The sequence below is a fragment of the Salmonella sp. SA15303 genome (assembly GCF_029962125.1).
GTDB classification, from domain to species: domain Bacteria; phylum Pseudomonadota; class Gammaproteobacteria; order Enterobacterales; family Enterobacteriaceae; genus Salmonella; species Salmonella enterica.
Window position 1 is genome coordinate 2,606,970 of record NZ_CP123924.1, and the last position, 25,331, is coordinate 2,632,300.

At 50.6% G+C, this 25,331-nt stretch carries 23 protein-coding genes, 2 pseudogenes and 1 other annotated feature; of the genes and pseudogenes, 8 read left to right on the forward strand and 17 right to left on the reverse strand.

The genetic code is table 11. The features are described from left to right. Positions 1-32 precede the first annotated feature (32 nt). From QEN31_RS12790 to QEN31_RS12800, 3 genes and pseudogenes are all read left to right on the forward strand, one after another. Positions 33-1,319: an FAD-dependent oxidoreductase gene (locus QEN31_RS12790; RefSeq protein ID WP_058653053.1), complete on the forward strand. Its 1,287-nt coding sequence runs from the start codon at positions 33-35 to the stop codon at positions 1,317-1,319. Next, positions 1,316-1,609, forward strand: coding sequence for a ferredoxin family protein (locus tag QEN31_RS12795; protein WP_000093362.1), 294 nt, complete (start codon positions 1,316-1,318; stop codon positions 1,607-1,609). The genes QEN31_RS12790 and QEN31_RS12795 overlap by 4 nt, the downstream gene beginning before the upstream one ends. Positions 1,610-1,698: 89 nt before the next feature. Further along, positions 1,699-2,463, forward strand: a pseudogene (locus tag QEN31_RS12800) (AMP-binding protein); the annotation flags it as partial. A gap of 36 nt (positions 2,464-2,499) precedes the next feature. On the opposite strand, the gene QEN31_RS12805 reads toward QEN31_RS12800, so the two are convergent. Next, a protein-coding gene (locus tag QEN31_RS12805; RefSeq protein WP_087776199.1) for an IS3 family transposase occupies positions 2,500-3,707 on the reverse strand; the annotation gives its coding sequence in 2 pieces (ribosomal slippage) (positions 2,500-3,386 and positions 3,386-3,707; 1,209 coding nt in all). Positions 3,708-3,787: 80 nt separating this feature from the next. Between QEN31_RS12805 and QEN31_RS12810 the strand changes: the two are divergent. After that, positions 3,788-4,690, forward strand: a pseudogene (locus QEN31_RS12810) (AMP-binding protein); the annotation flags it as partial. Positions 4,691-4,731: 41 nt separating this feature from the next. Here the strand turns inward: QEN31_RS12810 and ppsA are convergent. After that, positions 4,732-7,110 carry a phosphoenolpyruvate synthase gene (ppsA, locus tag QEN31_RS12815; protein ID WP_000069340.1) on the reverse strand — a complete coding sequence of 793 codons (2,379 nt, stop codon included), beginning with the start codon at positions 7,108-7,110 and terminating at the stop codon, positions 4,732-4,734. Positions 7,111-7,446: 336 nt separating this feature from the next. Between ppsA and ppsR the strand changes: the two genes are divergently transcribed. The 3 genes from ppsR (at position 7,447) to hemP (ending at position 9,830) form a co-directional block, all read left to right on the forward strand. Continuing rightward, positions 7,447-8,280 carry a posphoenolpyruvate synthetase regulatory kinase/phosphorylase PpsR gene (ppsR, locus tag QEN31_RS12820; protein ID WP_000370992.1) on the forward strand — a complete coding sequence of 278 codons (834 nt, stop codon included), beginning with the start codon at positions 7,447-7,449 and terminating at the stop codon, positions 8,278-8,280. A 155-nt stretch (positions 8,281-8,435) separates the two neighbouring features. Next, a complete protein-coding gene (gene aroH / locus QEN31_RS12825) occupies positions 8,436-9,482 on the forward strand; it encodes a 3-deoxy-7-phosphoheptulonate synthase AroH (protein ID WP_001082196.1) in 1,047 nt (348 codons plus the stop codon). A gap of 156 nt (positions 9,483-9,638) precedes the next feature. Further along, a complete protein-coding gene (gene hemP / locus QEN31_RS12830) occupies positions 9,639-9,830 on the forward strand; it encodes a hemin uptake protein HemP (RefSeq protein ID WP_000089115.1) in 192 nt (63 codons plus the stop codon). A 34-nt stretch (positions 9,831-9,864) separates the two neighbouring features. Here hemP and selO read toward each other — a convergent pair whose 3' ends face one another. The 14 genes from selO to thrS form a co-directional block, all read right to left on the reverse strand. Further along, positions 9,865-11,307 carry a protein adenylyltransferase SelO gene (selO, locus tag QEN31_RS12835; RefSeq protein WP_000175669.1) on the reverse strand — a complete coding sequence of 481 codons (1,443 nt, stop codon included), beginning with the start codon at positions 11,305-11,307 and terminating at the stop codon, positions 9,865-9,867. 61 nt (positions 11,308-11,368) lie between these two features. Next, positions 11,369-12,082 (reverse strand): anti-FlhDC factor YdiV, encoded by a 714-nt coding sequence (gene ydiV, locus QEN31_RS12840; RefSeq protein ID WP_000562005.1) that lies wholly within the window; start codon positions 12,080-12,082, stop codon positions 11,369-11,371. 313 nt (positions 12,083-12,395) lie between these two features. Then, positions 12,396-12,860 carry a C40 family peptidase gene (locus QEN31_RS12845; RefSeq protein WP_001213256.1) on the reverse strand — a complete coding sequence of 155 codons (465 nt, stop codon included), beginning with the start codon at positions 12,858-12,860 and terminating at the stop codon, positions 12,396-12,398. A 76-nt stretch (positions 12,861-12,936) separates the two neighbouring features. Further along, positions 12,937-13,686: a vitamin B12 ABC transporter ATP-binding protein BtuD gene (btuD, locus tag QEN31_RS12850; protein ID WP_000080607.1), complete on the reverse strand. Its 750-nt coding sequence runs from the start codon at positions 13,684-13,686 to the stop codon at positions 12,937-12,939. Next, complete coding sequence (locus QEN31_RS12855) at positions 13,686-14,237, reverse strand: glutathione peroxidase (RefSeq protein WP_099949677.1); 552 nt, start codon at positions 14,235-14,237, stop codon at positions 13,686-13,688. Before QEN31_RS12855 ends, btuD begins: the two co-directional genes overlap by 1 nt. A 91-nt stretch (positions 14,238-14,328) precedes the next feature. Then, positions 14,329-15,309 (reverse strand): vitamin B12 ABC transporter permease BtuC, encoded by a 981-nt coding sequence (btuC, locus tag QEN31_RS12860; protein WP_000954984.1) that lies wholly within the window; start codon positions 15,307-15,309, stop codon positions 14,329-14,331. Between the two features lie 202 nt (positions 15,310-15,511). Next, positions 15,512-15,811, reverse strand: a complete 300-nt coding sequence (ihfA, locus tag QEN31_RS12865; protein WP_001229266.1) for an integration host factor subunit alpha — start codon at positions 15,809-15,811, stop codon at positions 15,512-15,514. Between the two features lie 4 nt (positions 15,812-15,815). Continuing rightward, a complete protein-coding gene (pheT, locus tag QEN31_RS12870) occupies positions 15,816-18,203 on the reverse strand; it encodes a phenylalanine--tRNA ligase subunit beta (protein ID WP_000672402.1) in 2,388 nt (795 codons plus the stop codon). Between the two features lie 15 nt (positions 18,204-18,218). Further along, the gene (gene pheS, locus QEN31_RS12875) at positions 18,219-19,202 is read right to left on the reverse strand and encodes a phenylalanine--tRNA ligase subunit alpha (RefSeq protein ID WP_000018570.1); all 984 of its coding nucleotides are present in this window, start codon (positions 19,200-19,202) and stop codon (positions 18,219-18,221) included. A gap of 62 nt (positions 19,203-19,264) precedes the next feature. Further along, positions 19,265-19,388 (reverse strand) — a sequence feature (Phe leader region). Next, positions 19,339-19,383 carry a pheST operon leader peptide PheM gene (gene pheM, locus QEN31_RS12880; RefSeq protein WP_001386830.1) on the reverse strand — a complete coding sequence of 15 codons (45 nt, stop codon included), beginning with the start codon at positions 19,381-19,383 and terminating at the stop codon, positions 19,339-19,341. It overlaps the preceding feature by 45 nt. Before the next feature lie 115 nt (positions 19,389-19,503). Continuing rightward, complete coding sequence (gene rplT, locus QEN31_RS12885) at positions 19,504-19,860, reverse strand: 50S ribosomal protein L20 (protein ID WP_000124850.1); 357 nt, start codon at positions 19,858-19,860, stop codon at positions 19,504-19,506. A 50-nt stretch (positions 19,861-19,910) separates the two neighbouring features. Next, positions 19,911-20,108, reverse strand: a complete 198-nt coding sequence (gene rpmI / locus QEN31_RS12890; RefSeq protein ID WP_001124225.1) for a 50S ribosomal protein L35 — start codon at positions 20,106-20,108, stop codon at positions 19,911-19,913. 95 nt (positions 20,109-20,203) lie between these two features. Then, positions 20,204-20,746 carry a translation initiation factor IF-3 gene (gene infC, locus QEN31_RS12895; RefSeq protein ID WP_001574431.1) on the reverse strand — a complete coding sequence of 181 codons (543 nt, stop codon included), beginning with the start codon at positions 20,744-20,746 and terminating at the stop codon, positions 20,204-20,206. Positions 20,747-20,749: 3 nt separating this feature from the next. Next, entirely contained in the window at positions 20,750-22,678 is a 1,929-nt protein-coding gene (thrS, locus tag QEN31_RS12900; protein WP_001144223.1) for a threonine--tRNA ligase, read from the reverse strand. 891 nt (positions 22,679-23,569) lie between these two features. Here thrS and rfc point away from each other — a divergent pair. Beyond that, a complete protein-coding gene (gene rfc, locus QEN31_RS12905; protein ID WP_000905563.1) occupies positions 23,570-24,793 on the forward strand; it encodes an O-antigen polymerase Rfc in 1,224 nt (407 codons plus the stop codon). Positions 24,794-25,115: 322 nt separating this feature from the next. Here the strand turns inward: rfc and QEN31_RS12910 are convergent, their stop codons facing one another. Then, positions 25,116-25,322, reverse strand: coding sequence for a hypothetical protein (locus tag QEN31_RS12910; protein ID WP_011233063.1), 207 nt, complete (start codon positions 25,320-25,322; stop codon positions 25,116-25,118). Positions 25,323-25,331: the final 9 nt, after the last annotated feature.

Genomic DNA, 25,331 nt, shown 5'->3' on the forward strand with positions numbered 1-25,331 from the left:
GTCGTCGATACGGCGGGAAAGGAGCATAAAGCATGTCGGATGATAAATTTGACGCTATTGTGGTGGGCGCAGGCGTAGCAGGAACGGTCGCCGCGTATGTGATGGCAAAAGCGGGACTGGATGTACTGGTTATTGAACGCGGAAACAGCGCGGGCAGCAAAAATATGACCGGTGGCCGGCTCTACGCTCACAGTATCGAAAGTATTATGCCGGGATTCGCAACGTCCGCCCCCATCGAACGCGTCGTTACCCGTGAAAAAATCTCCTTTTTAACCGAAGAAAGCGCCGTCACACTTGATTTTCACCGCGCGCCCCCTACTCCGCCCCTTACGTCATATACCGTACTGCGCAACAAACTGGACTCGTGGTTAATGGCGCAGGCGGAACAGGCTGGCGCGCAGTTTATCCCAGGTGTACGAGTCGACGCTCTGGTACGTGAAGGCAATCGCGTCACTGGCGTTCAGGCCGGGGATGATATTCTGGATGCGAATATTGTGATTCTCGCGGACGGCGTGAATTCCATGCTGGGCCGTTCGCTGGACATGGTGCCTGTCTCTTCTGCGCATCACTATGCAGTCGGCGTAAAAGAGTTGATTGGGCTCTCTCCGGCACTTATTGAAGAGCGCTTTAATCTGGCGTCCCATGAAGGCGCCGCCTGGTTATTCGCTGGCGCGCCCTCCAACGGGCTCATGGGCGGCGGGTTTCTTTATACCAACCGCGATTCGGTTTCTCTGGGGCTGGTATGTGGCCTGGGCGACATTGCTCACGCGACCAAAAGCGTACCGCAAATGCTGGAAGATTTTAAACAGCATCCGGCAATACGCCCTTTGATTCAGGGGGGAACACTGCTTGAATACTCCGCTCATATGGTGCCCGAAGGCGGCATAGCAATGATGCCGGAGCTGGCAAATGACGGCGTGATGATTGTCGGCGACGCCGCCGGTCTTTGTCTGAATCTCGGCTATACCGTCCGCGGCATGGATTTAGCCATCGCGTCCGCGCAAGCGGCCGCTCAAACCGCCATTGACGCTAAAGCGCGGCAAGATTTTTCCGCCGCGAGTCTTGCCGGTTACAAACGCGCGCTGGAGAAAAACGGCGTGTTACGCGATATGCGGCATTTCCGCAAACTCCCCGGATTAATGGAAAACCCACGGCTTTTTACCGAGTACCCGCGTATGGCGGCAAACATTGTGGGCGATCTGTTCACCGTTGATGGCGGTCCAGTCCCACCGTTGCGTAAAACTATCCTGTCACATGCGAAAAAAATTGGACTGGTGAATCTATTAAAAGACGGCATAAAAGGGGCTACGGCATTATGAGTTCGGACAATAAGGTGAATGTTGACGTCAAATTGGGCGTAAATAAATTTTACGTAGATGAAGGACACCCACATATCATTTTGCGCTCCTCGCCTGACATGCAGGAGTTTAATAAATTAATAAAAGCCTGCCCTGCCGGACTCTATAAGCTGGACGATGCGGGAAATATTCATTTTGACTCCGCGGGCTGCCTGGAATGCGGGACCTGCAGGGTTCTCTGCGGCAATACTCTTCTCGAAAAATGGGAATACCCGGCGGGAACGTTCGGCGTTGAGTTTCGCTACGGCTGACGCTCTGAAACACCGGATAACGACGCTACGGCGTCTTATTCGGCTTGCCCCCGGAGATTACGTCATTTGTATTAATAGAGAACAAGTCAATGAGTGTTACATTAACGTTTGACGCCGCAAGGCGGAAAACCTATCGCGAGTCCGGCTACTGGGGCGATGCTTCACTGGGCGACTACTGGCGGCAAACCGCACGCGCCGTACCCGATAAAATCGCCGTGGTCGATAATCATGGCGCGTCCTGGACCTACGCCGCGCTCGACTACGCGGCAAGCCGCCTGGCAAACTGGTTACTGTCTCAGGGGATTCAACCGGGCGATCGCGTGGCCTTTCAGCTTCCGGGCTGGTGTGAGTTTACCCTCATTTATCTGGCCTGCCTGAAAACGGGCGCGGTATCTGTCCCGCTACTTCCCGCCTGGCGAGAAGCAGAGCTGGTTTGGGTGCTGAACAAATGTCAGGCTAAAATATTCTTCGCCCCCACCGTGTTCAAACAGAATCGTCCGGTCGATCTTATCCTTCCGCTACAAAATCAACTGCGCCATCTGACGCATATTGTCGGCGTGGATAAACTGGCGCCTGCCACCACAGCGCTTGCGCTTAGTCAAATCATCGACCGCAGCGAACCGTTGCAGTCAGACATTAACATTCACGGTGATGAACTGGCGGCAGTGCTGTTTACCTCCGGCACAGAAGGAATGCCGAAAGGGGTGATGTTGACCCACAATAATATTCTTGCCAGCGAACGGGCGTATTGCGCGCGGTTGAATTTAACCTGGCAAGATGTGTTCCTGATGCCTGCGCCACTGGGCCACGCCACCGGATTTTTACACGGCGTCACCGCGCCCTTTTTAATCGGTGATCTTGACCCGCCATTTCCGGACAGCTTTTGTATCTTAAGTTAACGATGCCCGCTGCCGCCGGTATTCTCTCGGAGAGTGATATCCCAGCGCACTATGCGGGTGATTTTCATTGTAATGCGTGAACGCCGCTGCAAGGTTTCGCAGGGCTGTTCTCACATCCGGTTTCGGCATGAACGCGATATAGTCTTCCTTCATCGTCTTCACGAACCGTTCGGCCATGCCATTGCTCTGCGGGCTGCTCACCGCTGTTGTACATGGCTCCAGATTCAGCTCTTTGGCGAACCTCCGCGTTTCATGCGCGGTATATGCTGAACCGTTGTCCGTCAGCCACTGCACCGCTGTGTCGGGCAGCCTGTCGCCGAAGCGCTTTTCCACCGACCTCAGCATCACATCCTGCACGGTCGAACTGTCATAGCCTCCCGTGCTTGCTGCCCAGTCTATGGCCTCACGGTCGCAGCAGTCCAGCGCGAACGTTACCCGCAGTTTTTCGCCGTTGTCGCAGCCGAACTCGAAGCCATCTGAACACCAGCGCATATCGCTTTCTGCCACCGCTATCTTGCCCTTATGTTCACGCTTCGGTCGCTCTGGTTTGTGATGCAACAACAACAGGTTATGCTCGCTCATTATCCTGTAAAGCCGTTTGGCATTCACAGGTGGCTGTCCCTCTGTGCGACGTTGCTTGCGCAGGATGCCCCACACGCGTCGATAACCATAACTCGGCATATCGCTGATAATGTTGAGGATAGCCGACAGTATTTCTGCGTCTGCTTCTTCATTACGCCGGTTACAGCGCCTGTCCTGCCAGTCGGCAGAACGGTTAATCCGCAGTGACAGTTGCGCACGCGACACGCCCATGGTCCGGCTGACCATGGCTATTCCCCGTCCTTTGGCAACAAGGGCGCGTGCGCTATCCATTTTCGCGACTGACCGTACTCCACGGCTTCTTTCAGGATCTCAACTTCCATCGTCTTCTTGCCCAGAAGGCGCTGAAGCTCCCGGACCTGCTTCAGAGCAGCAGTAAGCTCAGAAGCAGGAACGACTTCCTCTCCAGCCGCAACGGCGGTGAGGCTGCCTTCCTGATATTGCTTCTTCCACTTAAACAGCAGGCTGGGCTGGATACCATGCAGGCGGGCGACATGGGAGACATTCATACCCGGCTCCATCGTCTGCTGGATAATGGCGATCTTCTCCTGAGGAGTTTTACGTTTACGGACTTCTTGCCCTAACAGGATCCCGGTCATCTCAAAATTGGTGTTAGTGTTAGACATATATTCAAGCCTATCTCTTATCTGGAGATACAGCTACTGTCTGGTGTTTCAGGGGGCTACATCAGCCCTTTTTAATCGGGGCGCGTAGCGTATTGCTGGACATCTTTACCCCAGAAGCCTGCCTTACCTTATTAGCGCAGCAACGCTGTACCTGTATGTCAGGCGCGACGCCGTTTATTTACGATCTGCTTTGTGCCATTGAGCAACAGCCTGCCGACCTCTCCTCACTACGATTCTTCTTATGCGGCGGCACGACTATTCCCAAAAAGGTTGCCCGCGACTGCCAGCAGCGCGGTATCAAATTATTGAGTATTTACGGTTCTACAGAAAGTTCTCCACACTCGATGGTTAATCTGGGTGATTCGACTTCACGCATGATGAACACCGATGGTTATGCCGCCACCGGTGTAGAAATTAAAATCGTGGATGAAGATCGCAATACGCTTCCAGCAGGCCACGAAGGCGAAGAAGCCTCGCGCGGGCCGAACGTTTTTATGGGATACCTGGACGAGCCGGAACTTACCGCCCGCGCACTGGATAATGAGGGCTGGTATTACAGCGGCGACCTCTGCCGCATGGATGAAGACGGTTATATCAAAATTACCGGGCGCAAAAAGGATATTATTATACGTGGAGGTGAAAATATCAGCAGTCGCGAGGTGGAGGATATTTTATTGCAACACCCCCGCATACACGATGCTTGCGTCGTTGCTATGCCTGATGAACGCTTAGGCGAACGTTCATGCGCGTATGTAGTCTTAAAACCGCCACACCTTTCGCTGACGCTGGAAGAGGTGATCGCTTTTTTCAGTCGAAAACGGGTAGCGAAGTATAAATATCCGGAACGGATCGTCATCGTAGAAAAACTGCCCAGAACCGCCTCTGGCAAAGTGCAGAAGTTTCTGTTGCGGCAGGATATTATTGAGCGGCTGCGCCAGGAGCACACTGCGGTATAAATTGCCGGATGGCGACGTTAACGCCGCCATCCGGTATTACACTACTTCTTCAGTTCCGCCAGACTCAGCCAGGTCTGAACCACGGTGTCCGGGTTCAGCGACAGGCTGTCGATCCCCTCTTCCATCAGCCAGGCGGCAAAGTCTTCATGGTCGGACGGACCCTGACCACAAATTCCAACATATTTGCCCTGTTTTTTCGCCGCGCGGATCGCCATCGACAGCAGCGCTTTCACCGCGTCGTTACGCTCGTCAAACAGTTCAGACACCACGCCGGAATCGCGATCCAGCCCCAGCGCCAGCTGCGTCATGTCGTTAGAACCAATCGAGAAGCCATCAAAATACTCGAGGAACTGTTCAGCCAGCAAGGCATTGGACGGGATCTCGCACATCATGATGATCTTCAGCCCGTTCTCGCCGCGTTTAAGCCCCTGGCGCGCCAGCTCTTCGATGACCGCTTTCGCCTGGTCGACCGTTCGCACGAACGGGATCATGATTTCGACGTTGGTAAGGCCCATATCGTTGCGCACGCGTTTCACCGCTTCGCATTCCAGCGCAAAACAATCGCGGAAACTTTCTGCGACATAACGACCCGCGCCGCGGAAGCCCAGCATCGGGTTTTCTTCATGCGGCTCATAGCGTTCGCCGCCGACCAGGTTGGCGTATTCGTTGGACTTAAAGTCAGACAGGCGAACGATGACGCGTTTCGGGTAGAAGGCGGCGCCTAACGTCGCGATCCCTTCCGTCAGTCGACCAACGTAAAATTCACGCGGCGAGTCGAACCCTTTCATCATCTCACGAATGTCGTTTTGCAGCGCGGCATCCTGGTCGTCAAACTCCAGCAGCGCACGCGGGTGAACGCCAATCATACGGTTAATGATGAATTCCAGTCGCGCCAGACCTACGCCTTCATTCGGCAGGCAGGCAAAGTCAAATGCCCTGTCCGGGTTGCCGACGTTCATCATGACCTTCAGCGGTAGCTCTGGCATGGTATCTACGCTGGAGCTTTTTACGCTGAAATCCAGCATGTCGGCATACACATAACCGGTATCACCTTCTGCGCAGGAGACGGTTACTTTTTCGCCATCTTTCATGCGTTCGGTGGCGTCGCCGCAGCCGACTACCGCCGGAATGCCCAATTCGCGGGCGATAATCGCCGCGTGACAGGTGCGCCCGCCACGGTTAGTGACAATCGCCGCCGCTTTTTTCATGATCGGTTCCCAGTCCGGGTCGGTCATATCGGTGACAAGCACATCGCCAGGCTCAATACGGTTCATTTCGCCGATATCGTGAATAACTTTTACCGTACCTGCGCCGATACGATGACCAATGGCACGACCTTCGGCAATGATTTTCCCCTGCGCATGTAGCGTATAACGCTCCATCACCTGGCCACGAGAGCGCACGGTTTCCGGACGTGCCTGCACAATAAAGAGCTTACCGGTATGACCGTCTTTCGCCCATTCGATATCCATCGGACGACCATAGTGCTGCTCAATCTGCACCGCTTGTTTCGCCAGTTCCTGCACTTCTTCGTTGGTGAGCGAGAAAATGTCGCGCTGTTCCTGCGGCACATCTTCAATCTTCACTTGCTTACCGTGCTCCTGGGTGGCGGCGTAAACCATGCGGATTTTTTTCGACCCCATGGTGCGGCGTACGATGGCCGGACGGCCTGCCGCCAGGGTTGGTTTATGGACATAAAATTCATCCGGGTTAACCGCGCCCTGCACCACCATTTCACCCAGTCCCCATGCCGAGGTGATAAAGACCACCTGGTCAAAGCCGGATTCGGTATCGATAGAGAACATCACCCCTGACGAGGCGAGATCGGAGCGAACCATCCGCTGCACGCCAGCGGAAAGCGCTACGCCGCGATGATCATATCCCTGGTGAACGCGATAAGAGATGGCGCGATCGTTAAACAGAGAAGCAAATACGTGTTTCACTGCCACCAGCACCGCGTCGAAGCCCTGAACGTTAAGAAACGTTTCCTGTTGACCCGCAAACGAAGCATCTGGCATATCTTCCGCCGTGGCGGAGGAACGCACGGCAAAAGAGGCATTTTCATCATCCGACGAAAGCTGCGCATAGGCATCGCGGATGGCGTTTTCCAGCTCCGGCTGGAAAGGAGTGTCGATAATCCACTGGCGGATCTGCGCGCCCGCTTTCGCCAGCTGGGAGACATCATCAATATCTGTCTTATCCAGCAGCTCATAAATGCGCTGGTTTACGCCGCTTTGATCCAAAAACTGGTTAAACGCATCGGCAGTGGTTGCAAAACCATTCGGAACGGATACGCCCATGCCGGAAAGGTTAGTAATCATTTCACCCAGGGAGGCATTTTTGCCCCCAACTCTGTCTACATCATTCATGCCGAGTTGGTTATACCAAAGCACCAGCGGTGACGAGCCATTGTTGGACATCGAACAATCCTTTTGTGATAAATGAACGAGTTTAAGAAACACATAGTTGCGTATTTATCCTGGCATACTTAAACCCGCGAAAAAAACGGTGAATCGTTCAAGCAAATTTATTTTTTCATTTTTTCAGATTGTTTACGTAGTTGCGCAAACCCGCGCATAGCACGGCATTCCCTGAATAACCCCCGGTATAAACTGCGTTTCCAGGAAATGAAACACACTTTTCATTAATTATAAAAAGTCCCTGTCATTTTATAAAATAAGCGACAAGTTATACGTTTCCCGTTACTTTTAATTTATGCTTTCAGATAATTATGTTTACTCTTCAGGATGAACAGAATGGATAATGTTGTTGATCGCCATGTTTTCTATATTTCTGATGGTACCGCCATCACCGCCGAGGTCCTGGGTCACGCGGTTATGTCGCAGTTTCCGGTGACGATCAGCAGCATCACGCTGCCATTCGTGGAAAACGAAAGTCGCGCCCGCGCCGTCAAAGACCAAATTGACGCCATTTATCAGCAAACCGGCGTTCGCCCGCTGGTGTTTTACTCGATTGTTTTACCTGAAATTCGCGCCATCATCTTACAGAGCGAAGGTTTCTGCCAGGATATCGTCCAGGCGCTGGTGGCGCCGCTTCAGCAGGAGATGAAACTGGATCCGACGCCGATCGCTCATCGTACTCATGGGCTTAATCCGGGTAACCTGAACAAGTATGACGCCCGTATTGCCGCTATCGATTATACCCTGGCGCATGATGATGGCATTTCATTGCGCAACCTCGATCAGGCTCAGGTCATTTTACTTGGCGTTTCGCGCTGTGGAAAAACGCCCACCAGCCTCTATCTGGCGATGCAATTCGGTATTCGTGCGGCTAACTACCCTTTCATCGCCGATGATATGGATAATTTGACGCTGCCCACATCGTTAAAACCGCTACAACATAAACTGTTCGGCCTGACAATTGACCCTGAACGCCTGGCGGCAATTCGCGAAGAACGCCGTGAAAACAGTCGCTATGCCTCGTTGCGTCAGTGCCGCATGGAAGTGGCGGAGGTCGAAGCGCTGTATCGTAAGAATCAGATCCCCTGCCTGAACAGCACTAATTATTCCGTTGAAGAGATAGCCACCAAGATTCTCGATATTATGGGGCTTAACCGCAGGATGTACTAGCAAACTAGTTTAATGGGTTGGTTTTTGTTATCATGCCGTTCTGCCTGCGAGGTGTGACACGCCTCGCACTTGAAATCAGCAGGGATTGGTTTATCGTGATGCCCATCACTTCCCGGTAGTCCTGCCGTTGAAGCAACAAATTTCTGAGACTTGTAATGAACAGAACCGACGAACTCCGTACTGCGCGTATCGACAGCCTGGTAACACCGACCGAACTCGCGCAGCGGTATCCTGTATCGTCCTCCGTCGCCAGTCACGTTACCGACTCCCGACGCCGGATAGAAAAGATTTTAAATGGTGAAGATCCACGGCTACTGGTCGTCATTGGCCCCTGTTCGATTCACGATCTGAATGCTGCCATGGAATACGCGACGCAGCTCCAGGCACAACGCCAAAAGCATCAGGCGCGTCTGGAGATCGTCATGCGCACCTATTTTGAAAAACCGCGCACCGTCGTGGGATGGAAAGGCCTGATTTCCGATCCCGACTTGAATGGCAGTTACCGCGTCAATTATGGGCTTGAACTGGCGCGTCGCTTGCTATTGCAGGTGAACGAACTGGGAGTACCGACCGCCACAGAGTTTCTTGATATGGTCACCGGCCAGTTTATTGCCGATCTGATCAGTTGGGGAGCGATTGGCGCGCGTACCACCGAAAGCCAAATCCATCGGGAAATGGCTTCTGCGCTCTCTTGTCCGGTCGGCTTTAAAAATGGTACGGATGGCAATACCCGCATTGCCGTTGATGCTATTCGCGCCTCCCGCGCCAGTCATATGTTTCTCTCGCCGGATAAAGACGGACAGATGACTATCTACCAGACGAGTGGCAACCCGTATGGGCACATCATCATGCGCGGCGGTAAAAAACCGAACTACCACGCTGAAGATATTGCCGCCGCCTGCGATACGTTGCATGAATTTGATCTGCCGGAACATCTGGTCGTCGACTTCAGCCACGGCAACTGTCAAAAACAGCATCGCCGCCAGTTAGAGGTATGTGATGATATTTGCCAGCAGATTCGTAATGGCTCCACGGCAATTGCCGGGATTATGGCAGAGAGTTTTTTACGGGAAGGCACGCAAAAAATTATCAGCGGTCAACCATTAATCTATGGTCAGTCCATTACCGATCCTTGCCTGAACTGGGAAGATACGGAAGTTTTGTTGGAAAAACTTGCCGCGGCGGTAGACAGCCGCTTTTAATAGCTCGCCCATCCTGCCGGGATGGGCGTTTCTTCGATGCGTTACCCGCCCTTTTCTCTCCGCGCGCGTATATCACTCCGCAGAATTAGCACTTGCTGTTATCGCATTAATTATTGATAATAATAATCATTGTGAGTTTGATTATTAATAAATAGCATGTCGCGTATGGATAACACCGAGCTGCCTCACCCTAAGGAAATAGACAATGAAACGCTTCTCCCTGCCGCTGAACGGCGCGTCAACAGTCAGGCGCTATTAGGTCCGGACGGCAAAGTCATTATCGATCACAACGGTCAGGAGTATCTGTTGCGCAAAACTCAGGCCGGGAAGCTACTGTTAACCAAATAGCGCTCCGCCAGCAGACGATGCTGCTGGCATCAGGCTAACTTGAACAACTGACCTCCAGCCGCTTTCCCCACTCCGGTGGTCGGCGGGCATAGTCATCATCTCGATCGGTAAAAGGTTGACGTAAAACTTCATGCAACCGATGCAGTTCCGCCATGTCTCCCTGTTCAGCCGCATCTATCGCGCGTTGCGCCAGCCAGTTGCGCAACACAATCGCAGGATTCACGCGTTGCATCTGCTGCTGGCGCAGCGCGTCATCCACCGCCTCTGTGCGCAATCGCGCCCGGTAGCGATCGAACCAGGCATCAAACGCCGCGCGATCGATAAACGTATCCCGCAACGGCGAGGAGGCGCTCTGTTGCTCCGTATGGCTTAACATCCGAAATGTACGGGTATAATCACTCCCTTCGCGCGCCATCAGACTAAACAATTCATTCAGTAAAACGTTATCGTCTTTTTGCTCGGTAAAGAAGCCCAGCTTCTGGCGCATTCGCTGCCCATAGTGCGTTAACAACGCGTCCTGGTAACGATCCAGCGCTCTGTTTAACGCGTCGATCTCAATAAAAGGGGTTAACGTCTGCGCCAGACGTTGTAAATTCCACAGCGCCACCGACGGTTGATTATCGAAGCGGTAACGTCCCTGATGATCGGAATGGTTACCAATGAAGCCGGGATCGTAGTCATCGAGAAAACCAAAGGGACCATAGTCGATGGTCAGCCCCAGAATCGACATGTTATCCGTATTCATAACGCCGTGCGCAAAACCGACGGTTTGCCACTCGGCGATGAGTCTTCCGGTACGCGCCGCCACCTCTTCAAACCACAAAGCATATTTTTCCGGGACATCCTGCCATTGCGGCCAGTAATGACGAATAGCGAAATCAGCCAGTTGCTGAACTTTTTCCGGCTCACGGCGGTAGTAGAAATGTTCGAAATGACCAAAACGCATATGACTTTGCGCCAGACGCATTAACATCGCGCCCGTTTCCTGCGTCTCTCGCTGAACCGGCGTATCGCTGGTTACGATAGATAACGCGCGCGTAGTGGGAATACCCAGATAATGCATGGCTTCGCTGGCAAGGCTTTCTCGTATGGTTGAACGCAGGACGGCGCGTCCATCCCCCATTCGCGAATAGGGTGTTAATCCGGCGCCTTTCAGATGCCAGTCGAGCGTCGAGCCATCCGCCAGGAGCTGTTCGCCCAGCAAAATACCGCGTCCGTCGCCGAGTTGTCCCGCCCAGACGCCGAACTGATGCCCGCTATATACCTGCGCGACAGGCGACATACCGGGTAATAAGGTTTCGCCGCCCCAAACGCCAGCGCCATTGGTAGCATCAAATAACGAAGCGGGAATGGCTAACTGCTGCGCCAGTTCGTCGTTATACCAAATCAGTCGCGCATTTTTTAACGGTGTGGGTAAAAGCGCGGTATACGTTGCTGGCAATTCATCGCGCCAACGGGCAGTAAAAGACAGGGTCATAGGGCCTCCTGTCTTCAGTGTAGACGGTTAATCACCGGTTAAACACCGGCAAACAGAAAGGTTATCGCTGAACGAGTTTAATGAGCTGGCTTACCGGCACCGGAGGCCATAGTCCGCCCTGGAATGCGCTAAACCCCAATGGCGCTGCGCGCGCAAACATCGCCTCAGTATCAATACCGGCAATCATCAGCGACTCGCAGCTGGAGGAGATCTGGGCAACAATAGCGTGCATGAATGGTTCGAATGAGATCATTTCAGCTCGCTGCTGAATAAAATTTTTATCCAACATGACTCGTTTGAAAAGCCCATCGAAAATAGCTTTAGTCGACGCCTCGCCTGCCCCAAAATTTGCCAGCATTAATGGGAAATGCATTGCCAGATTAGCTAACGTTTCATTGTTTTTGCCCTGGTTTAACCCAGGATAATTCTCATTTATAGCTAATTCAAGAAACGGAAAGCGCGCTGCCCGGGAAAAAAGTTCGCTATCTAATAATAATAAGTCACTAATTGCAGGCGGTAAATTAAGCCATGCAATAAGTTTATGCTGAATAAAAAAGTGCTGACAGGTTTCTAACAACGCCAGTTTTTCAACAAACAGACAGTATTGTTCCTCCACCGAAAGGCGAGGCGCTACCAACTCAGTCGGCATCCGCACGGCGCCGTCTTCAGCGGCAAACGTTGCAATAATCTCTAAACCAACAAGCCGAGCGTTTTCATCCATGACGGGAAGGAAAAAGAGTTCGGAATGGTAAAGCTCATCAAGTGAAGCAATCATTACGCCAGTCCCATGGTTAGGGCGCTATTCGCCATCCAGTCACTACGGACGGAAACAGACGTAACTTCAGATACTAATTGAAGCGTCATCATTTTTCTTGTTTACCGGTGAACCGGTTCCTTTTTTTAACTTACTCTGATTATAAACCAATATTCAATCTTGTACTTTTCACAGGGCGTGAACACGCCCGTTTTTAATAAAAGTACGTTTGTAAATGCTACGGTTATATCATTATATATGATGACAACAGATGTCATAAGTTCAACCGGCGATATGTTAAAAATAGACTATAAAATTTATATCGTCTGCGAGGTTAAATTCGCCGTGCCTGCCAGAAGTTTTTTCGCCAGTACACATTATCCAGCGATGAACGCATCACGCCACGACTGGTAGAGGCATGAATAAACTCATTATTTGTATCGTAAATACCAACATGTAAACCACTTTCGCCCGAACCGGTTTTAAAGAAAACCAAATCTCCGGGCAGCAATTCATCTTTATCGATTCTGGTGCCGATTTTTGATTGTTCACGCGTATCACGAGGCAACTGCAAATCAAACTTGTCGCGCATAGTGACTACCACAAAGCCGGAACAGTCCACGCCTCTGCGACTCATGCCGCCGTAACGGTATGGCGTACCGCGCCAGGACTGCAACTGATCGTTCAGACCCGCAATGACGGTAATGGAGTCTGATAATCTGGCATTTGGCGCCGGTGCCCGATGAGTACTGCATCCTGCCAGGAACAATGCTGTGATAACAAGAAGCCAAAAACGCATGCCGCAACAATCCTCTGTTTTTATTTTGGTATTAATTTAGCGTCGAAATTACCTGCTTTTCAAGAAACGATTTTACTTAAGTGGCCGAAATGAGCATTGGATGCCCCTCGACGTCGAGTCGTCGAAAGCGCAAACCGTAGGCTTGCGCCAGATAAGAGGGGGTGAGCACCTCTTCCCGGCGGCCGCAGGCAATGAGTTTACCGCGCTTTAGTAACCAGGCTTTATGCGCATGGCGCAGCGTGTGGTTCAGATCGTGGCTACTCATCACAATCGCAATTCCTGCCTGACATAAATGATGTAATACCCGATCCAGAGCGTTTTGTTGCGCAACATCGAGACTGTTCATCGGCTCATCAAGCAGCAATAATTGACCGACCGGATTAGCGTCGGGATGAATTTGTAGTACAACGGCAGCAAGGCGAACACGCTGCCACTCGCCACCGGAAAGCTGATTCACGCTTCGCCCCAGTTTGTCGCCCAATCCAAGCATATCGGCCACCTCGTTAAGCTGCCCGGTTCGCGTTTTATCAGGTTGATGCAATGTCAGGTAATGCCAGACCGGCATGGCGAACGGCGGATTTTGCTGTTGCGCAAGATAAGCGCGGTGTTGGGCAAGCGTTGCCGTCGCCCATGCCTCCAGCGGCGCTCCGCCAAACCTGATGCTCCCCTCGCCGGAGGTTAACCCCGCCATACGCGCCAGTAGCGTGCTTTTCCCGGCACCGTTCGGCCCGACAAGATGAAGGATCTCTCCTGCGCTTACTTCGCCGGAAAGCGGCCCCAGGCGGGTGCTCTCGGCGACATCCTTTAATTGCATCAATTGAGACATTATTTTGCCAACGCGATTTTTATGCTTTCCATCACAATAGGATCTTCAGGCGTCATATCCGGCGAAAAACGCTGTACCACCTGACCATCCCGGCCTACCAAAAATTTTTCAAAATTCCACAGAATATCATCCGGATAGAGTGGCGTACGCCCTTTGCTTACCATCCGTTCGTAAAAGCCGCTCTTCTCCGGCGCGACTGCCGTTGGCGCAGCGGCTATCAGTTTTTGATACAGCGGATGGCGCGCGTCGCCATTCACATCAATTTTACTGAACATCGGGAACGTGACGCCCCAGGTGCTGGCACAATAGGTTTTAATCTCCTCTTCGCTGCCTGGCTCCTGCCCCATAAACTGGTTGCAGGGAAAACCCAACACGACAAACCCCTGATCTGCCCACGCCTTTTGGATATTTTCCAACTGTTCATATTGCGGCGTCAGGCCACATCTGGAGGCGACGTTTACAATGAGCAGCGCTTTTCCGGCGTATTTTTCAAGTGTAGTGACCTCTCCATCAATCGTCGTAACGTGAGTATTAAGAAGCGAGTTTTGCATGGTGTCTCCCTGATGTCGGTAGAATAGCGGGTTTCATCGTTAGCCTTTAATCATAGACTGCGAATGATGAAAGCAGTTGTTTACCGATGCGCTAACGCGCGGATTTGAGTAGCAGCCAGATAAACACTGGCGCCCCCAATGTGGCGGTGACCACCCCGATAGGCAGTTCAGCCGACGCCAGTGCCAGTCGGGCGACCACATCAGCCAATAGCAGGGCGATAGCCCCGGCCAGCGCGCAGCCGGGAAGTAAAACCCGGTGATCGGTTAAACCACATAAGCGCAGGATGTGCGGAATAACCAGACCGATAAAACCAATCGCCCCCGCCATCGCCACGCTGACGCCCACCATCCAGCCGGTGGCGACGACCAACAAATTGCGCCAGAACCACAGCGGCAGGCCAAGCTGCCGCGCCGAGGTTTCCCCTAGCGCCAGCATATTCAGCGGTTGCGACTGGCAACATATCCAGATCAGTACCGGGATGAGCGCAATCATTAGCCAGCTCTGCTGCCAGTCAACGCCGCCAAATCCTCCCATCATCCAGTACATTAATTGCCGCAGATCGAAAGAGGTGGAAAAATAGATAGCCCACGTCATCAGCGCGCTACAGATAATGCCCAGCGCGACGCCCGCCAACAACAAGCGGCTGGTAGAGAGATGGCGGCGCGCAAAACGCAGCAGAATTAACGTAATAATGAGCGCGCCGGCTATAGCGCACAGTCCCAGCGCCCATCCTGGCAGTTGCCCCTGCCCCAGTAAGACGGCGGCAATAAGCCCAACACCGGCCCCATTCGAAACGCCGAGCAGACCCGGTTCAGCAAGTGGGTTTTCAAACAGCGCCTGCATCACAGCGCCAGATAGCGCCAGCGCAGCGCCAACCAGCAATACCGCAAGCGTGCGGGGAAGGCGAATTTGCCAGACAAACAGTTCCCCCCGGGCGCTTAACCAGTCACCGGGGGCAATCCACTGTTCGCCTGCGCATAAGCTCAGAAGTGTAGCCAGTAGCACCAGCAGTGACAGGCTCAGAAGCCAGCGAACGTTTCGTCGCTGTTGTTGGCGGGCAAAAGTCAGCATGTTATCCATTCAGCTGAAAAGAGGTAGCGTGATTTTACGGTGGGTATCCTTTACTTGAAAGAAAAAAGGCCGCAATGCGGCCTTTTTAGTTATACGGGTCATCTTTCAGGCTGACAAATACGCTGTCATCCCGCTGATCTACTTTCGGGATGGCAGCGTATCTGCCGCAATACACCCTGATGGATGTTATGCCTGGATCTGATTACTCTTCTTTGGGCGAAGCGTTTTCGACCCGGCTCTTTAACTTCTGCCCGGGTCTGAAGGTCACCACGCGCCGTGCTGTAATAGGAATATCTTCACCCGTTTTCGGGTTACGCCCCGGACGTTGATTTTTATCACGCAGATCGAAGTTACCAAAACCAGAGAGTTTCACCTGCTCACCGTTTTCCAGAGCACGACGGATCTCTTCGAAAAACAGTTCAACCAGTTCTTTGGCATCCCGCTTGCTAAGCCCAAGCTTATCAAACAGATATTCTGACATTTCAGCTTTTGTAAGCGCCATAGGTTCAATCCCTCAATGATGCCTGGAATCGCTCTTTTAATGCCTCTACACATTTGGCGACGGTAGCGGCAATCTCCTCTTCTTCGAGTGTACGGTTGGTATCCTGAAGGATCAGGCTGATAGCGAGGCTCTTATAACCCTCCGCAACACCCTTACCGCGGTACACGTCAAATAAGTTTACGCCAACTACCTGATTTACGCCAACTTTCTTACATTCGGATAAAATATCCGCTGCGGGAACGTTTTCTGCAACAACAACCGCAATATCGCGACGGTTGGCCGGGAAGCGTGAAATCTCCCGCGCCTGCGGCACGATACGGTCTGCGAGCTTATTCCATTCCAGTTCAAACACCAGCGTACGACCATTCAGATCCAGTTTACGTTCCAGTTCAGGGTGAACAACCCCAATAAAACCAATACGTTCATCTTTCAGATAAATCGCCGCAGACTGTCCCGGATGCAGAGCCGGATTCATCTCCGCCTTAAACTGGATATCACCCAGTTTGCCGGTTAAATCCAGTACTGCTTCCAGATCGCCTTTCAAATCATAGAAATCAACGGTCTCTTTTGCCAGGTTCCAGTGCTCATCATAGCGGTTACCGCAAATCACGCCAGCCAGCATCAGATCCTGTCGAATACCCAGATTGGCTTGTGTATCCGGAACGAAACGTAAACCGGTTTCAAAAATACGCACGCGATTCTGCTGACGGTTTTGGTTATAGACCACCGTCGCCAACAATCCGCTCCACAGAGACAGACGCATCGCCGACATCTCAACGGAGATAGGGTTTGGCAGCAGCAGCGCTTCTGCGCCTGGATGGATGAGCTGTTGTACTTTAGGATCGACAAAGCTATAGGTAATCACTTCCTGATAGCCTTTGTCGTTCAGCATGGTTTTAACCCGCTTCAACGACAGATCGGCTTCACGGTGCGTCCCCATGATTAAACCGGCCTGAATTGGCTCGTCCGGAATATTGTTATAGCCGTAAACGCGGGCCACCTCTTCCACCAGATCTTCTTCAATCTCCATATCGAAACGCCAGGTCGGCGCTACGGCTTTCCACTCGTCCTGCCCTTCGGTCACTTCACAGCCCAGACGACGCAGAATATCACTGACCTGCTCATCCGCAATATGATGCCCGATCAGGCGATCCAGTTTACTGCGACGCAGCGTAATGGTGGCGCGTTTCGGCAACGTTGCTTCGTTGCTCACATCAATTATCGGACCCGCATCACCGCCACAGATATCAAGAAGCAGACGAGTAGCGCGCTCTATCGCTTTATATTGCAGCGCCGGGTCCACCCCGCGCTCGTAGCGGTGAGACGCATCGGTATGCAGACCGTGGCGGCGAGCGCGACCGGTGATAGACAGCGGATTAAAGTACGCACATTCCAGCAGCACATTTTGCGTTTCGCCGTTCACGCCGGAATGTTCGCCGCCAAAAATACCGGCTATCCCCAGCGCCTTATGGTGATCGGCGATCACCAGCGTGTCCGCATTTAACGTCGCTTCGCTACCGTCCAGCAGGACGACGGTTTCACCCTCTTTTGCCATCCGCACGACAATACCGCCATCAATGCGATCTTTATCGAAAGCATGCATTGGCTGACCCAGTTCGAGCAGCACATAGTTCGTGACGTCAACCACCGCATCGATGGAGCGAATACCGCAGCGACGCAGTTTCTCTTTCATCCACAGCGGCGTCGGCGCGTTAACATTAATGCCTTTTACCACCCGGCCCAGATAGCGAGGACACGCATCAGCGGCCTCTACCGTAATCGGCAGCGTATCGCTGATGGTTGCCGTAACCGGCGCCATTTCAGGCTCCTGGAGCGGCGCTTTGTTCAGTACCGCCACATCGCGCGCAACGCCGATGATACCTAAGCAATCCGCACGGTTCGGCGTGACGCTAATTTCGATGGTATTGTCGTCAAGCTTCAGGTATTCACGGATATCGGTACCCAGCGGCGCATCCGCCGGCAGTTCGATAATGCCGCTGTGATCGTCGGAAATCCCCAGTTCGGAGAAGGAGCACAGCATCCCTTCAGACGGTTCGCCACGCAGTTTTGCCGCTTTAATTTTGAAATCGCCCGGCAGAATAGCGCCAATGGTGGCCACCGCTACTTTCAGCCCCTGACGACAGTTTGGCGCGCCGCAGACGATATCCAACAGGCGTTCTCCGCCGACGTTGACTTTCGTTACACGCAATTTGTCAGCGTTCGGATGCTGGGCGCACTCAACCACTTCCCCAACCACAACGCCATTGAAGCTTCCCGCGACCGGCTCAACGCCGTCTACTTCCAGGCCAGCCATCGTAATCTGGTTAGCCAACGCATCGCTATCAATTGCCGGGTTAACCCACTCGCGTAACCACAGTTCGCTGAATTTCATTGTTTTATCCTGCCTTTATTTAAACTGTTTAAGGAAACGCAGATCGTTTTCGAAGAATGAACGCAGGTCGGTGACGCCGTAACGCAACATGGTCAGACGTTCCATCCCCATACCAAAAGCGAAGCCAGAATAGATTTCCGGATCGATACCGACATTACGCAGCACATTCGGATGCACCATCCCGCAGCCCAGCACTTCCAGCCATTTGCCGTTTTTACCCATCACATCCACTTCCGCAGAAGGTTCGGTGAACGGAAAATAAGAAGGACGGAAGCGAATCTGCAGATCCTCCTCAAAGAAATTACGCAGGAAGTCGTGCAGCGTACCTTTGAGGTTGGTGAAGCTGATGTTGGTATCAACAATCAGACCTTCCATCTGATGGAACATCGGAGTATGCGTCTGGTCGTAGTCATTACGGTATACACGGCCCGGCGCAATAATACGGATCGGCGGTTGCTGCGCTTTCATCGTCCGGATCTGGACGCCAGACGTCTGGGTACGCAGCAGACGGGTCGCGTCAAACCAGAAGGTATCATGATCGGCGCGGGCCGGGTGATGACCCGGAATGTTTAACGCATCGAAGTTATGGTAGTCATCTTCAATTTCCGGGCCAGTCGCCACGGTAAAACCAAGCTCGCCGAAGAAACTTTCAATACGGTCAATGGTACGCGTGACCGGATGCAGACCACCGTTCTCAATACGGCGCCCCGGCAGGGAGATATCGATGGTCTCAGCGGCCAGACGGGCGTTAAGCGCTGCGCTTTCCAGCTCGGCTTTACGCGCGTTAAGCGCCTGTTGTACCTGCTCTTTCGCGGCGTTAATGACTGCCCCGGCTGCCGGACGCTCTTCCGGCGGCAGATCGCGTAGGGTCGTCATCTGAAGGGTTAAATGCCCTTTCTTGCCCAAATATTCGACGCGTACATTGTCTAACGCGGCAACATCTGACGCCTGGTTAATGGCGGCCGCTGCATTGGCAACCAGCTCTGCGAGATGTGACATGGTTTTCCTCATTGTGTCGGTGAAGACACCGGTTCATTGGACGTAATCTCTCGATTTCAGATACAAAAAAAGCCTCCATCAGGAGGCTTTTTTGCGCTGTTTTTCGTTTCGTTTTTCACGCGCTAGCCTCCTGGGATCAGGTGCTAAAGTAAAAAAAGAAACGGAAAATAGCAGCGTTCATGCTTGCGTTACCTTATGTGGTAAAACCGAATATCCTTTATTGAAAAGGGTTACAGGTCAATTGTCAACTCACTGAACAGTAAATAAAAGAGAGGGAGCCAGGCTCCCTCTTTTCACTGGCTTATGCCAGAGCTGCTTTCGCTTTTTCAACCAGCGCGGTGAACGCGACTTTGTCGAATACGGCGATATCAGCCAGGATCTTACGGTCGATTTCAACAGAGGCTTTTTTCAGGCCGTTGATGAATTTGCTGTAAGAAATACCGTTCTGACGTGCTGCTGCGTTGATACGCGCAATCCACAGTTGACGGAACTGACGCTTACGTTGACGACGGTCACGGTAAGCATACTGACCAGCTTTGATAACTGCCTGGAAGGCAACGCGGTATACGCGAGAACGCGCACCGTAGTAGCCTTTGGCTTGTTTCAAAATTTTCTTGTGACGTGCGCGTGCAATTACACCACGTTTTACGCGAGCCATATGTGCTCTCCTGTATCTATTCTAATTAAAAAGTTAAAAACGTTAACGGCTTATGCGTACGGCAGGCACGCGATAACCAGGCCCAGATCGCCTTTAGAAACCATGGCTTTCGGACGCAGGTGACGTTTACGTTTAGTCGCTTTTTTGGTCAGAATGTGACGCAGGTTAGCGTGCTTGTGCTTAAAACCACCTTTACCGGTTTTTTTGAAGCGCTTAGCAGCACCGCGTACGGTCTTAATTTTTGGCATTTTAATAACTTCCACTTCGCATTGTTAATAAACGAAACATAGGCGAACAAAGCCTGTGAAGCCCGAAGGCTTCACAGAATTGTTACTTGAAGGCCTTACTGTTTCTTCTTAGGAGCAAGCACCATGATCATCTGACGGCCTTCGATCTTCGTTGGGAAGGATTCGACCACTGCCAGTTCTTGCAAATCGTCTTTCACGCGATTAAGCACTTCCATACCGATTTGCTGGTGGGCCATTTCACGACCGCGGAAACGCAGCGTGATTTTGGCCTTATCGCCCTCTTCGAGAAAGCGAATCAGGCTGCGGAGTTTTACCTGATAGTCGCCTTCATCTGTCCCAGGACGGAATTTAATTTCCTTCACCTGGATAACTTTTTGCTTTTTCTTCTGTTCCTTAGAAGACTTACTCTTTTCATAGAGGAATTTGCCGTAATCCATTATACGACAAACCGGCGGCTCGGCGTTAGGGCTGATTTCGACTAAGTCTACTCCGGCTTCTTCAGCTTTTTCCAGAGCTTCTCTCAGACTCACAATACCAAGCTGCTCGCCTTCCAGACCTGTTAAGCGAACTTCTTGCGCGCGAATTTCGCTATTAATACGATTCGGACGCGCCGTTTGAACTCGTTTTCCGCCTTTAATACTTTATTCCTCCAGTTGTTGAAGACTGCGGCTGCGAATCTCTTGTTGCAGCTTCTCAATCACGTCATTTACGTCCAGACTGCCCAGGTCTTTACCGCGGCGGGTGCGAACGGCAACTTTGCCTGCTTCCACCTCTTTATCACCACAGACCAACATATAAGGGACACGACGTAAAGTGTGCTCGCGGATTTTAAAGCCAATCTTCTCATTTCTCAAGTCTGCTTTTACACGAATGCCCGCATTTTGTAGTTTCTGCGTCAATTCGTTAACGTATTCAGACTGCGAATCGGTAATATTCATCACGACTACCTGAACAGGCGCGAGCCATGTCGGGAAGAAACCAGCGAACTCTTCGGTCAGGATACCGATGAAGCGTTCCATCGACCCAAGAATCGCACGGTGAATCATTACCGGCACCTTACGCTCGTTGTCTTCGCCTACATAGGAGGCGCTCAGACGAGACGGTAAGGAGAAGTCCAGCTGTACTGTACCGCACTGCCATGCACGATCGAGGCAGTCATATAAGGTAAATTCAATTTTCGGACCGTAGAATGCGCCTTCACCCAGTTGATACTCAAACGGGATATTATTTTCTTCCAGCGCAACCGCCAGATCCGCCTCAGCACGATCCCACATCTCATCGCTGCCGATACGCTTATCAGGACGAGTGGAAAGCTTGACGACGATCTTCTCGAAGCCAAAGGTGCTGTACATATCGTAGACCATACGAATACAAGCGTTAACTTCATCGCGGATCTGCTCTTCGGTGCAGAAGATATGCGCATCATCCTGCGTAAAGCCGCGTACGCGCATCAGACCATGCAGCGCGCCTGATGGCTCGTTACGGTGGCAGCTACCGAATTCCGCCATACGCAGCGGCAAATCACGATAGGATTTCAGACCCTGGTTAAAGATCTGAACGTGGCCCGGGCAGTTCATCGGCTTGATGCAATATTCGCGGTTTTCTGAGGATGTGGTGAACATCGCATCTTTATAGTTGTCCCAGTGCCCGGTTTTTTCCCACAGCACACGGTCCATCATGAACGGGCCTTTAACTTCTTGATACTGGTATTCTTTGAGTTTAGAACGAACAAAGACCTCCAGCTCGCGGAAGATAGTCCAGCCGTCGTTATGCCAGAACACCATGCCCGGCGCTTCTTCCTGCATATGATACAGGTCGAGCTGCTTACCAATTTTACGATGGTCGCGTTTTGCGGCCTCTTCCAGGCGCTGCAGATAAGCGTTCAGGGCTTTTTTATCTGCCCATGCCGTACCGTAAATACGCTGCAACATCTTATTATTGCTGTCACCGCGCCAGTATGCGCCGGCAGTTTTCATCAGTTTAAAGTGATGGCAGAAACGCATATTCGGCACGTGCGGACCACGACACATGTCGACATATTCTTCATGATGGTACAAGCCTGGCTTATCATCATGGGCGATATTTTCATCAAGAATAGCGACTTTGTAAGTCTCGCCGCGCTTCACGAAGGTTTCGCGCGCGTCATGCCAGCTCACCTTTTTCTTGATAACGTCGTAATTTTTCTCGGCGAGCTCATGCATCCGCTTTTCGAGCGCTTCGACATCTTCCTGAGTTAGCGTGCGGTCAAGATCAACGTCATAGTAAAAACCGTTGTCGACAACCGGGCCGATCGCCATTTTCGTGTGCGGCCAAAGTTGCTTGATAGCGTGACCTAACAGATGCGCACAAGAGTGACGAATGATCTCCAGACCCTCTTCATCTTTTGCGGTGATGATGGAAAGCGTCGCATCATTTTCAATCAGATCGGAAGCATCAACCAGCTCGCCATTCACACGGCCCGCAATGGTGGCTTTCGCCAGGCCAGGACCAATGTCCAGAGCAACATCCATCGGGCTTACAGGGTGGTCATAATGGCGTTGGCTGCCATCAGGAAGAGTAATAACAGGCATGTTATATCCTTATTTGCAGTGGTGACCCATACGCAAGATCACATACAAAGAGAAAATGAATTTATTGACAGTGAGTTGTGTATCCATCTAGCCAACCATTGCTAAATTGGCGCACAACCTTCGACACAGACGAAAATCGCTATTTTCGTCCGGCATGATGATGGTAACACTAAAAAAAGGGAGATTGCATCTTTCTGTTCTACAGAACCTGAATCCCAACACACTACCCGGCACGCGTATCGTTAATGATGTACATGGTCACTCTGAGTCTCGGCTTACTGCCACCGTATGAGGCATTCACATCAGATAGCTTTTCACGACGACCGCTATCTATATTCTCCAGATGGGGACCTGGCAGCATGCGATAACGCACAATACGAAACCCACTTTCCAAAGCACATACCAGCAAAGAGCCATTACATGCTGCTATGAAGCTTCTATAACTAGCAACGTCTCACTTATGATGCCGTACTTGTAATTCGTCTGTGTTGCTTGAAGTATGTCGCGGCACGATGTGAGATGAATTACTCGTCGAGTGATAGCTCTTTCTCTGTATAGTCTTTTACAGGACTCGGGAACCTCATGATGAATCTTCGAATGCCACTGTATATAAACACAGTAACAATCATGTGTAATTATCAAAAGCATTTACATTGTTTGATGTTTGTGCTGCAAATGCTTGATAGCTTCATGCTATCGGAGGCGCAGTAGATAGGAGTGTTAATGAGTGTTAATATGTCAATAACACGGTTTTGATATCGGGAAGATAGTGATGAGTAATGATTATAGACTACCAGATTCAGAATATCTTGCCAGAAGATTTTCCGTACCACACCTTATTTGCCTGATGGTAATATTTTTAATACTAAGCATTTTTTCTAAAGGCTCTATATGCTTATAATTTCATACATTGCATTATGCTTATTATTTATAGTTTATCTCTATACTCTTTCCGTAAGAATTGAGGGGAAAATAATAAATGTAATGGTCCCATACCTGATAATAACAGTCCCTACACTGTACGTGTTTGAAGGTATATTTGTATACCTCTCAGAGGTGCAGAATTATACAGTGGAATATTTGTTTTTCTATACTTGCTATATAACATACATAGCATCATTTGTTATTTCTTATCTTTACACACAAAGAAAACCCATATACAACAAATCAAACACGAAAAATAAACCAAGGTATGTGTTTACTTCATTGTTATTCACCTTCCTTGCTTTTATCATTTACCTTCCAGTGTTGATGGAGTTCAGAGAGTATATACTTAGCCCAAGAAGAATATACGAATTAACCAGAACAGGGTATGGTATATACTTCTATCCTTCATTAATGTTTTCTCTTGTCGCTTCTATTTGCGCGTTCTTTACATACAAAAAATCAAAGTTATTTTGTATTTCCATAGTTTTATTTAACTGTATACTTATTTTCTTGCATGGTAACAAAGGACCAATATTTAGTATATTTATAGCATTCATCCTTTACCTTTCATATATTGAAAATAAAAAAATTAAATTTATGTTCCTGGTAAAATCGTTTGCTGTTATAGCAGTCATTGTAACGGCATTCTTTGCATATACGTTTACTGATGGGAATCCGATAGAAAATATGGCGAATTACTCGGATTATACCCGTAATGCTGTTCTTGTTGCTTCCTCAAACTTTGACTTTATGTACGGAAAATTACTAATGGAAAGCGAGGTTTACTCGAGGATTCCGAGGGCTATTTGGCCTGATAAGCCTGAAGATTTTGGCGCATTGTATCTGGCAAAAGTATTTTTCCCTGATGCATTCTACAGAAATCAGGGCGCTCCTGCTTTCGGGTATGGTGAACTATACGCAGATTTCGGGCTTTTTACACCAGTTTGGTTAGTTATATCTGGAGTATTTAAAGGCGTCCTAGCTAAGTATTTCTCCAATAAAACTCAGGAAACAAAGTCAGCGCATTATTTCATAATGTTCCTATTTTGCATTGGAATAAGTGTGATTCCTGTTAGCATGGGATGGTTGTTCCCTGAGCATTTGATGATTGCTTTTATGGTATACATTGCATCTTCCTTTGTTTTTTCAGAGCATATAAGATTCGTTTTACTAAGAAACAATAAATAAGTTATACGGCGGCAATGCCGCCGTTTTATTTGGCTCTGAAGCGTAAAAATTGTTCCTGTAAAGCTTGTTGGGTTTGCTGAGCCATCATTACCAACGTAAATTACTTATGATATATTCATGATAGTGCTTGCGTTTCTAGATGATGATTTATGAATAGCCCCTCAATTATGTATTTCTCGCCGCCGGTTATTATTAGTCCTGCCGCTACTCCGCCCTAATCCACATCTACTCATATGCGGATCATCCCGAGATTGTCACCGTAATATAATCTACCATTGATACCAATAAACTCTGTGTTATGAATGACAGTTCCCTGCTTAAGTTAGATTAGGTACGTACATCTTACGGCGCGAAAGGGATCAATGTAAAACGGTATGAAACATATATATCCGCTATTACCAGTAATGACGCGGAACTGGTGAAACAGGTTTAAACGAACGAGAATGGATGTGAATGAAGGATTGTACTTATTACGCAAGATCACATACAAAGAGAAAATGAATTTATTGACAGTGAGTTGTGTATCCATCTAGCCAAC

Excerpts from the sequence above, each read along its gene's own strand:
- QEN31_RS12790 (WP_058653053.1), top strand. The coding sequence starts at position 33 with ATGTCGGATGATAAATTTGACGCTATTGTGGTGGGCGCAGGCGTAGCA.
- QEN31_RS12795 (WP_000093362.1), top strand. The coding sequence starts at position 1,316 with ATGAGTTCGGACAATAAGGTGAATGTTGACGTCAAATTGGGCGTAAAT.
- ppsA (WP_000069340.1), bottom strand. The coding sequence starts at position 7,110 with ATGTCCAACAATGGCTCGTCACCGCTGGTGCTTTGGTATAACCAACTC.
- ppsR (WP_000370992.1), top strand. The coding sequence starts at position 7,447 with ATGGATAATGTTGTTGATCGCCATGTTTTCTATATTTCTGATGGTACC.
- aroH (WP_001082196.1), top strand. The coding sequence starts at position 8,436 with ATGAACAGAACCGACGAACTCCGTACTGCGCGTATCGACAGCCTGGTA.
- hemP (WP_000089115.1), top strand. The coding sequence starts at position 9,639 with ATGTCGCGTATGGATAACACCGAGCTGCCTCACCCTAAGGAAATAGAC.
- selO (WP_000175669.1), bottom strand. The coding sequence starts at position 11,307 with ATGACCCTGTCTTTTACTGCCCGTTGGCGCGATGAATTGCCAGCAACG.
- ydiV (WP_000562005.1), bottom strand. The coding sequence starts at position 12,082 with ATGATTGCTTCACTTGATGAGCTTTACCATTCCGAACTCTTTTTCCTT.
- QEN31_RS12845 (WP_001213256.1), bottom strand. The coding sequence starts at position 12,860 with ATGCGTTTTTGGCTTCTTGTTATCACAGCATTGTTCCTGGCAGGATGC.
- btuD (WP_000080607.1), bottom strand. The coding sequence starts at position 13,686 with ATGTCTCAATTGATGCAATTAAAGGATGTCGCCGAGAGCACCCGCCTG.
- QEN31_RS12855 (WP_099949677.1), bottom strand. The coding sequence starts at position 14,237 with ATGCAAAACTCGCTTCTTAATACTCACGTTACGACGATTGATGGAGAG.
- btuC (WP_000954984.1), bottom strand. The coding sequence starts at position 15,309 with ATGCTGACTTTTGCCCGCCAACAACAGCGACGAAACGTTCGCTGGCTT.
- ihfA (WP_001229266.1), bottom strand. The coding sequence starts at position 15,811 with ATGGCGCTTACAAAAGCTGAAATGTCAGAATATCTGTTTGATAAGCTT.
- pheT (WP_000672402.1), bottom strand. The coding sequence starts at position 18,203 with ATGAAATTCAGCGAACTGTGGTTACGCGAGTGGGTTAACCCGGCAATT.
- pheS (WP_000018570.1), bottom strand. The coding sequence starts at position 19,202 with ATGTCACATCTCGCAGAGCTGGTTGCCAATGCAGCGGCCGCCATTAAC.
- rplT (WP_000124850.1), bottom strand. The coding sequence starts at position 19,860 with ATGGCTCGCGTAAAACGTGGTGTAATTGCACGCGCACGTCACAAGAAA.
- rpmI (WP_001124225.1), bottom strand. The coding sequence starts at position 20,108 with ATGCCAAAAATTAAGACCGTACGCGGTGCTGCTAAGCGCTTCAAAAAA.
- thrS (WP_001144223.1), bottom strand. The coding sequence starts at position 22,678 with ATGCCTGTTATTACTCTTCCTGATGGCAGCCAACGCCATTATGACCAC.
- rfc (WP_000905563.1), top strand. The coding sequence starts at position 23,570 with ATGCTTATAATTTCATACATTGCATTATGCTTATTATTTATAGTTTAT.
- QEN31_RS12910 (WP_011233063.1), bottom strand. The coding sequence starts at position 25,322 with ATGGATACACAACTCACTGTCAATAAATTCATTTTCTCTTTGTATGTG.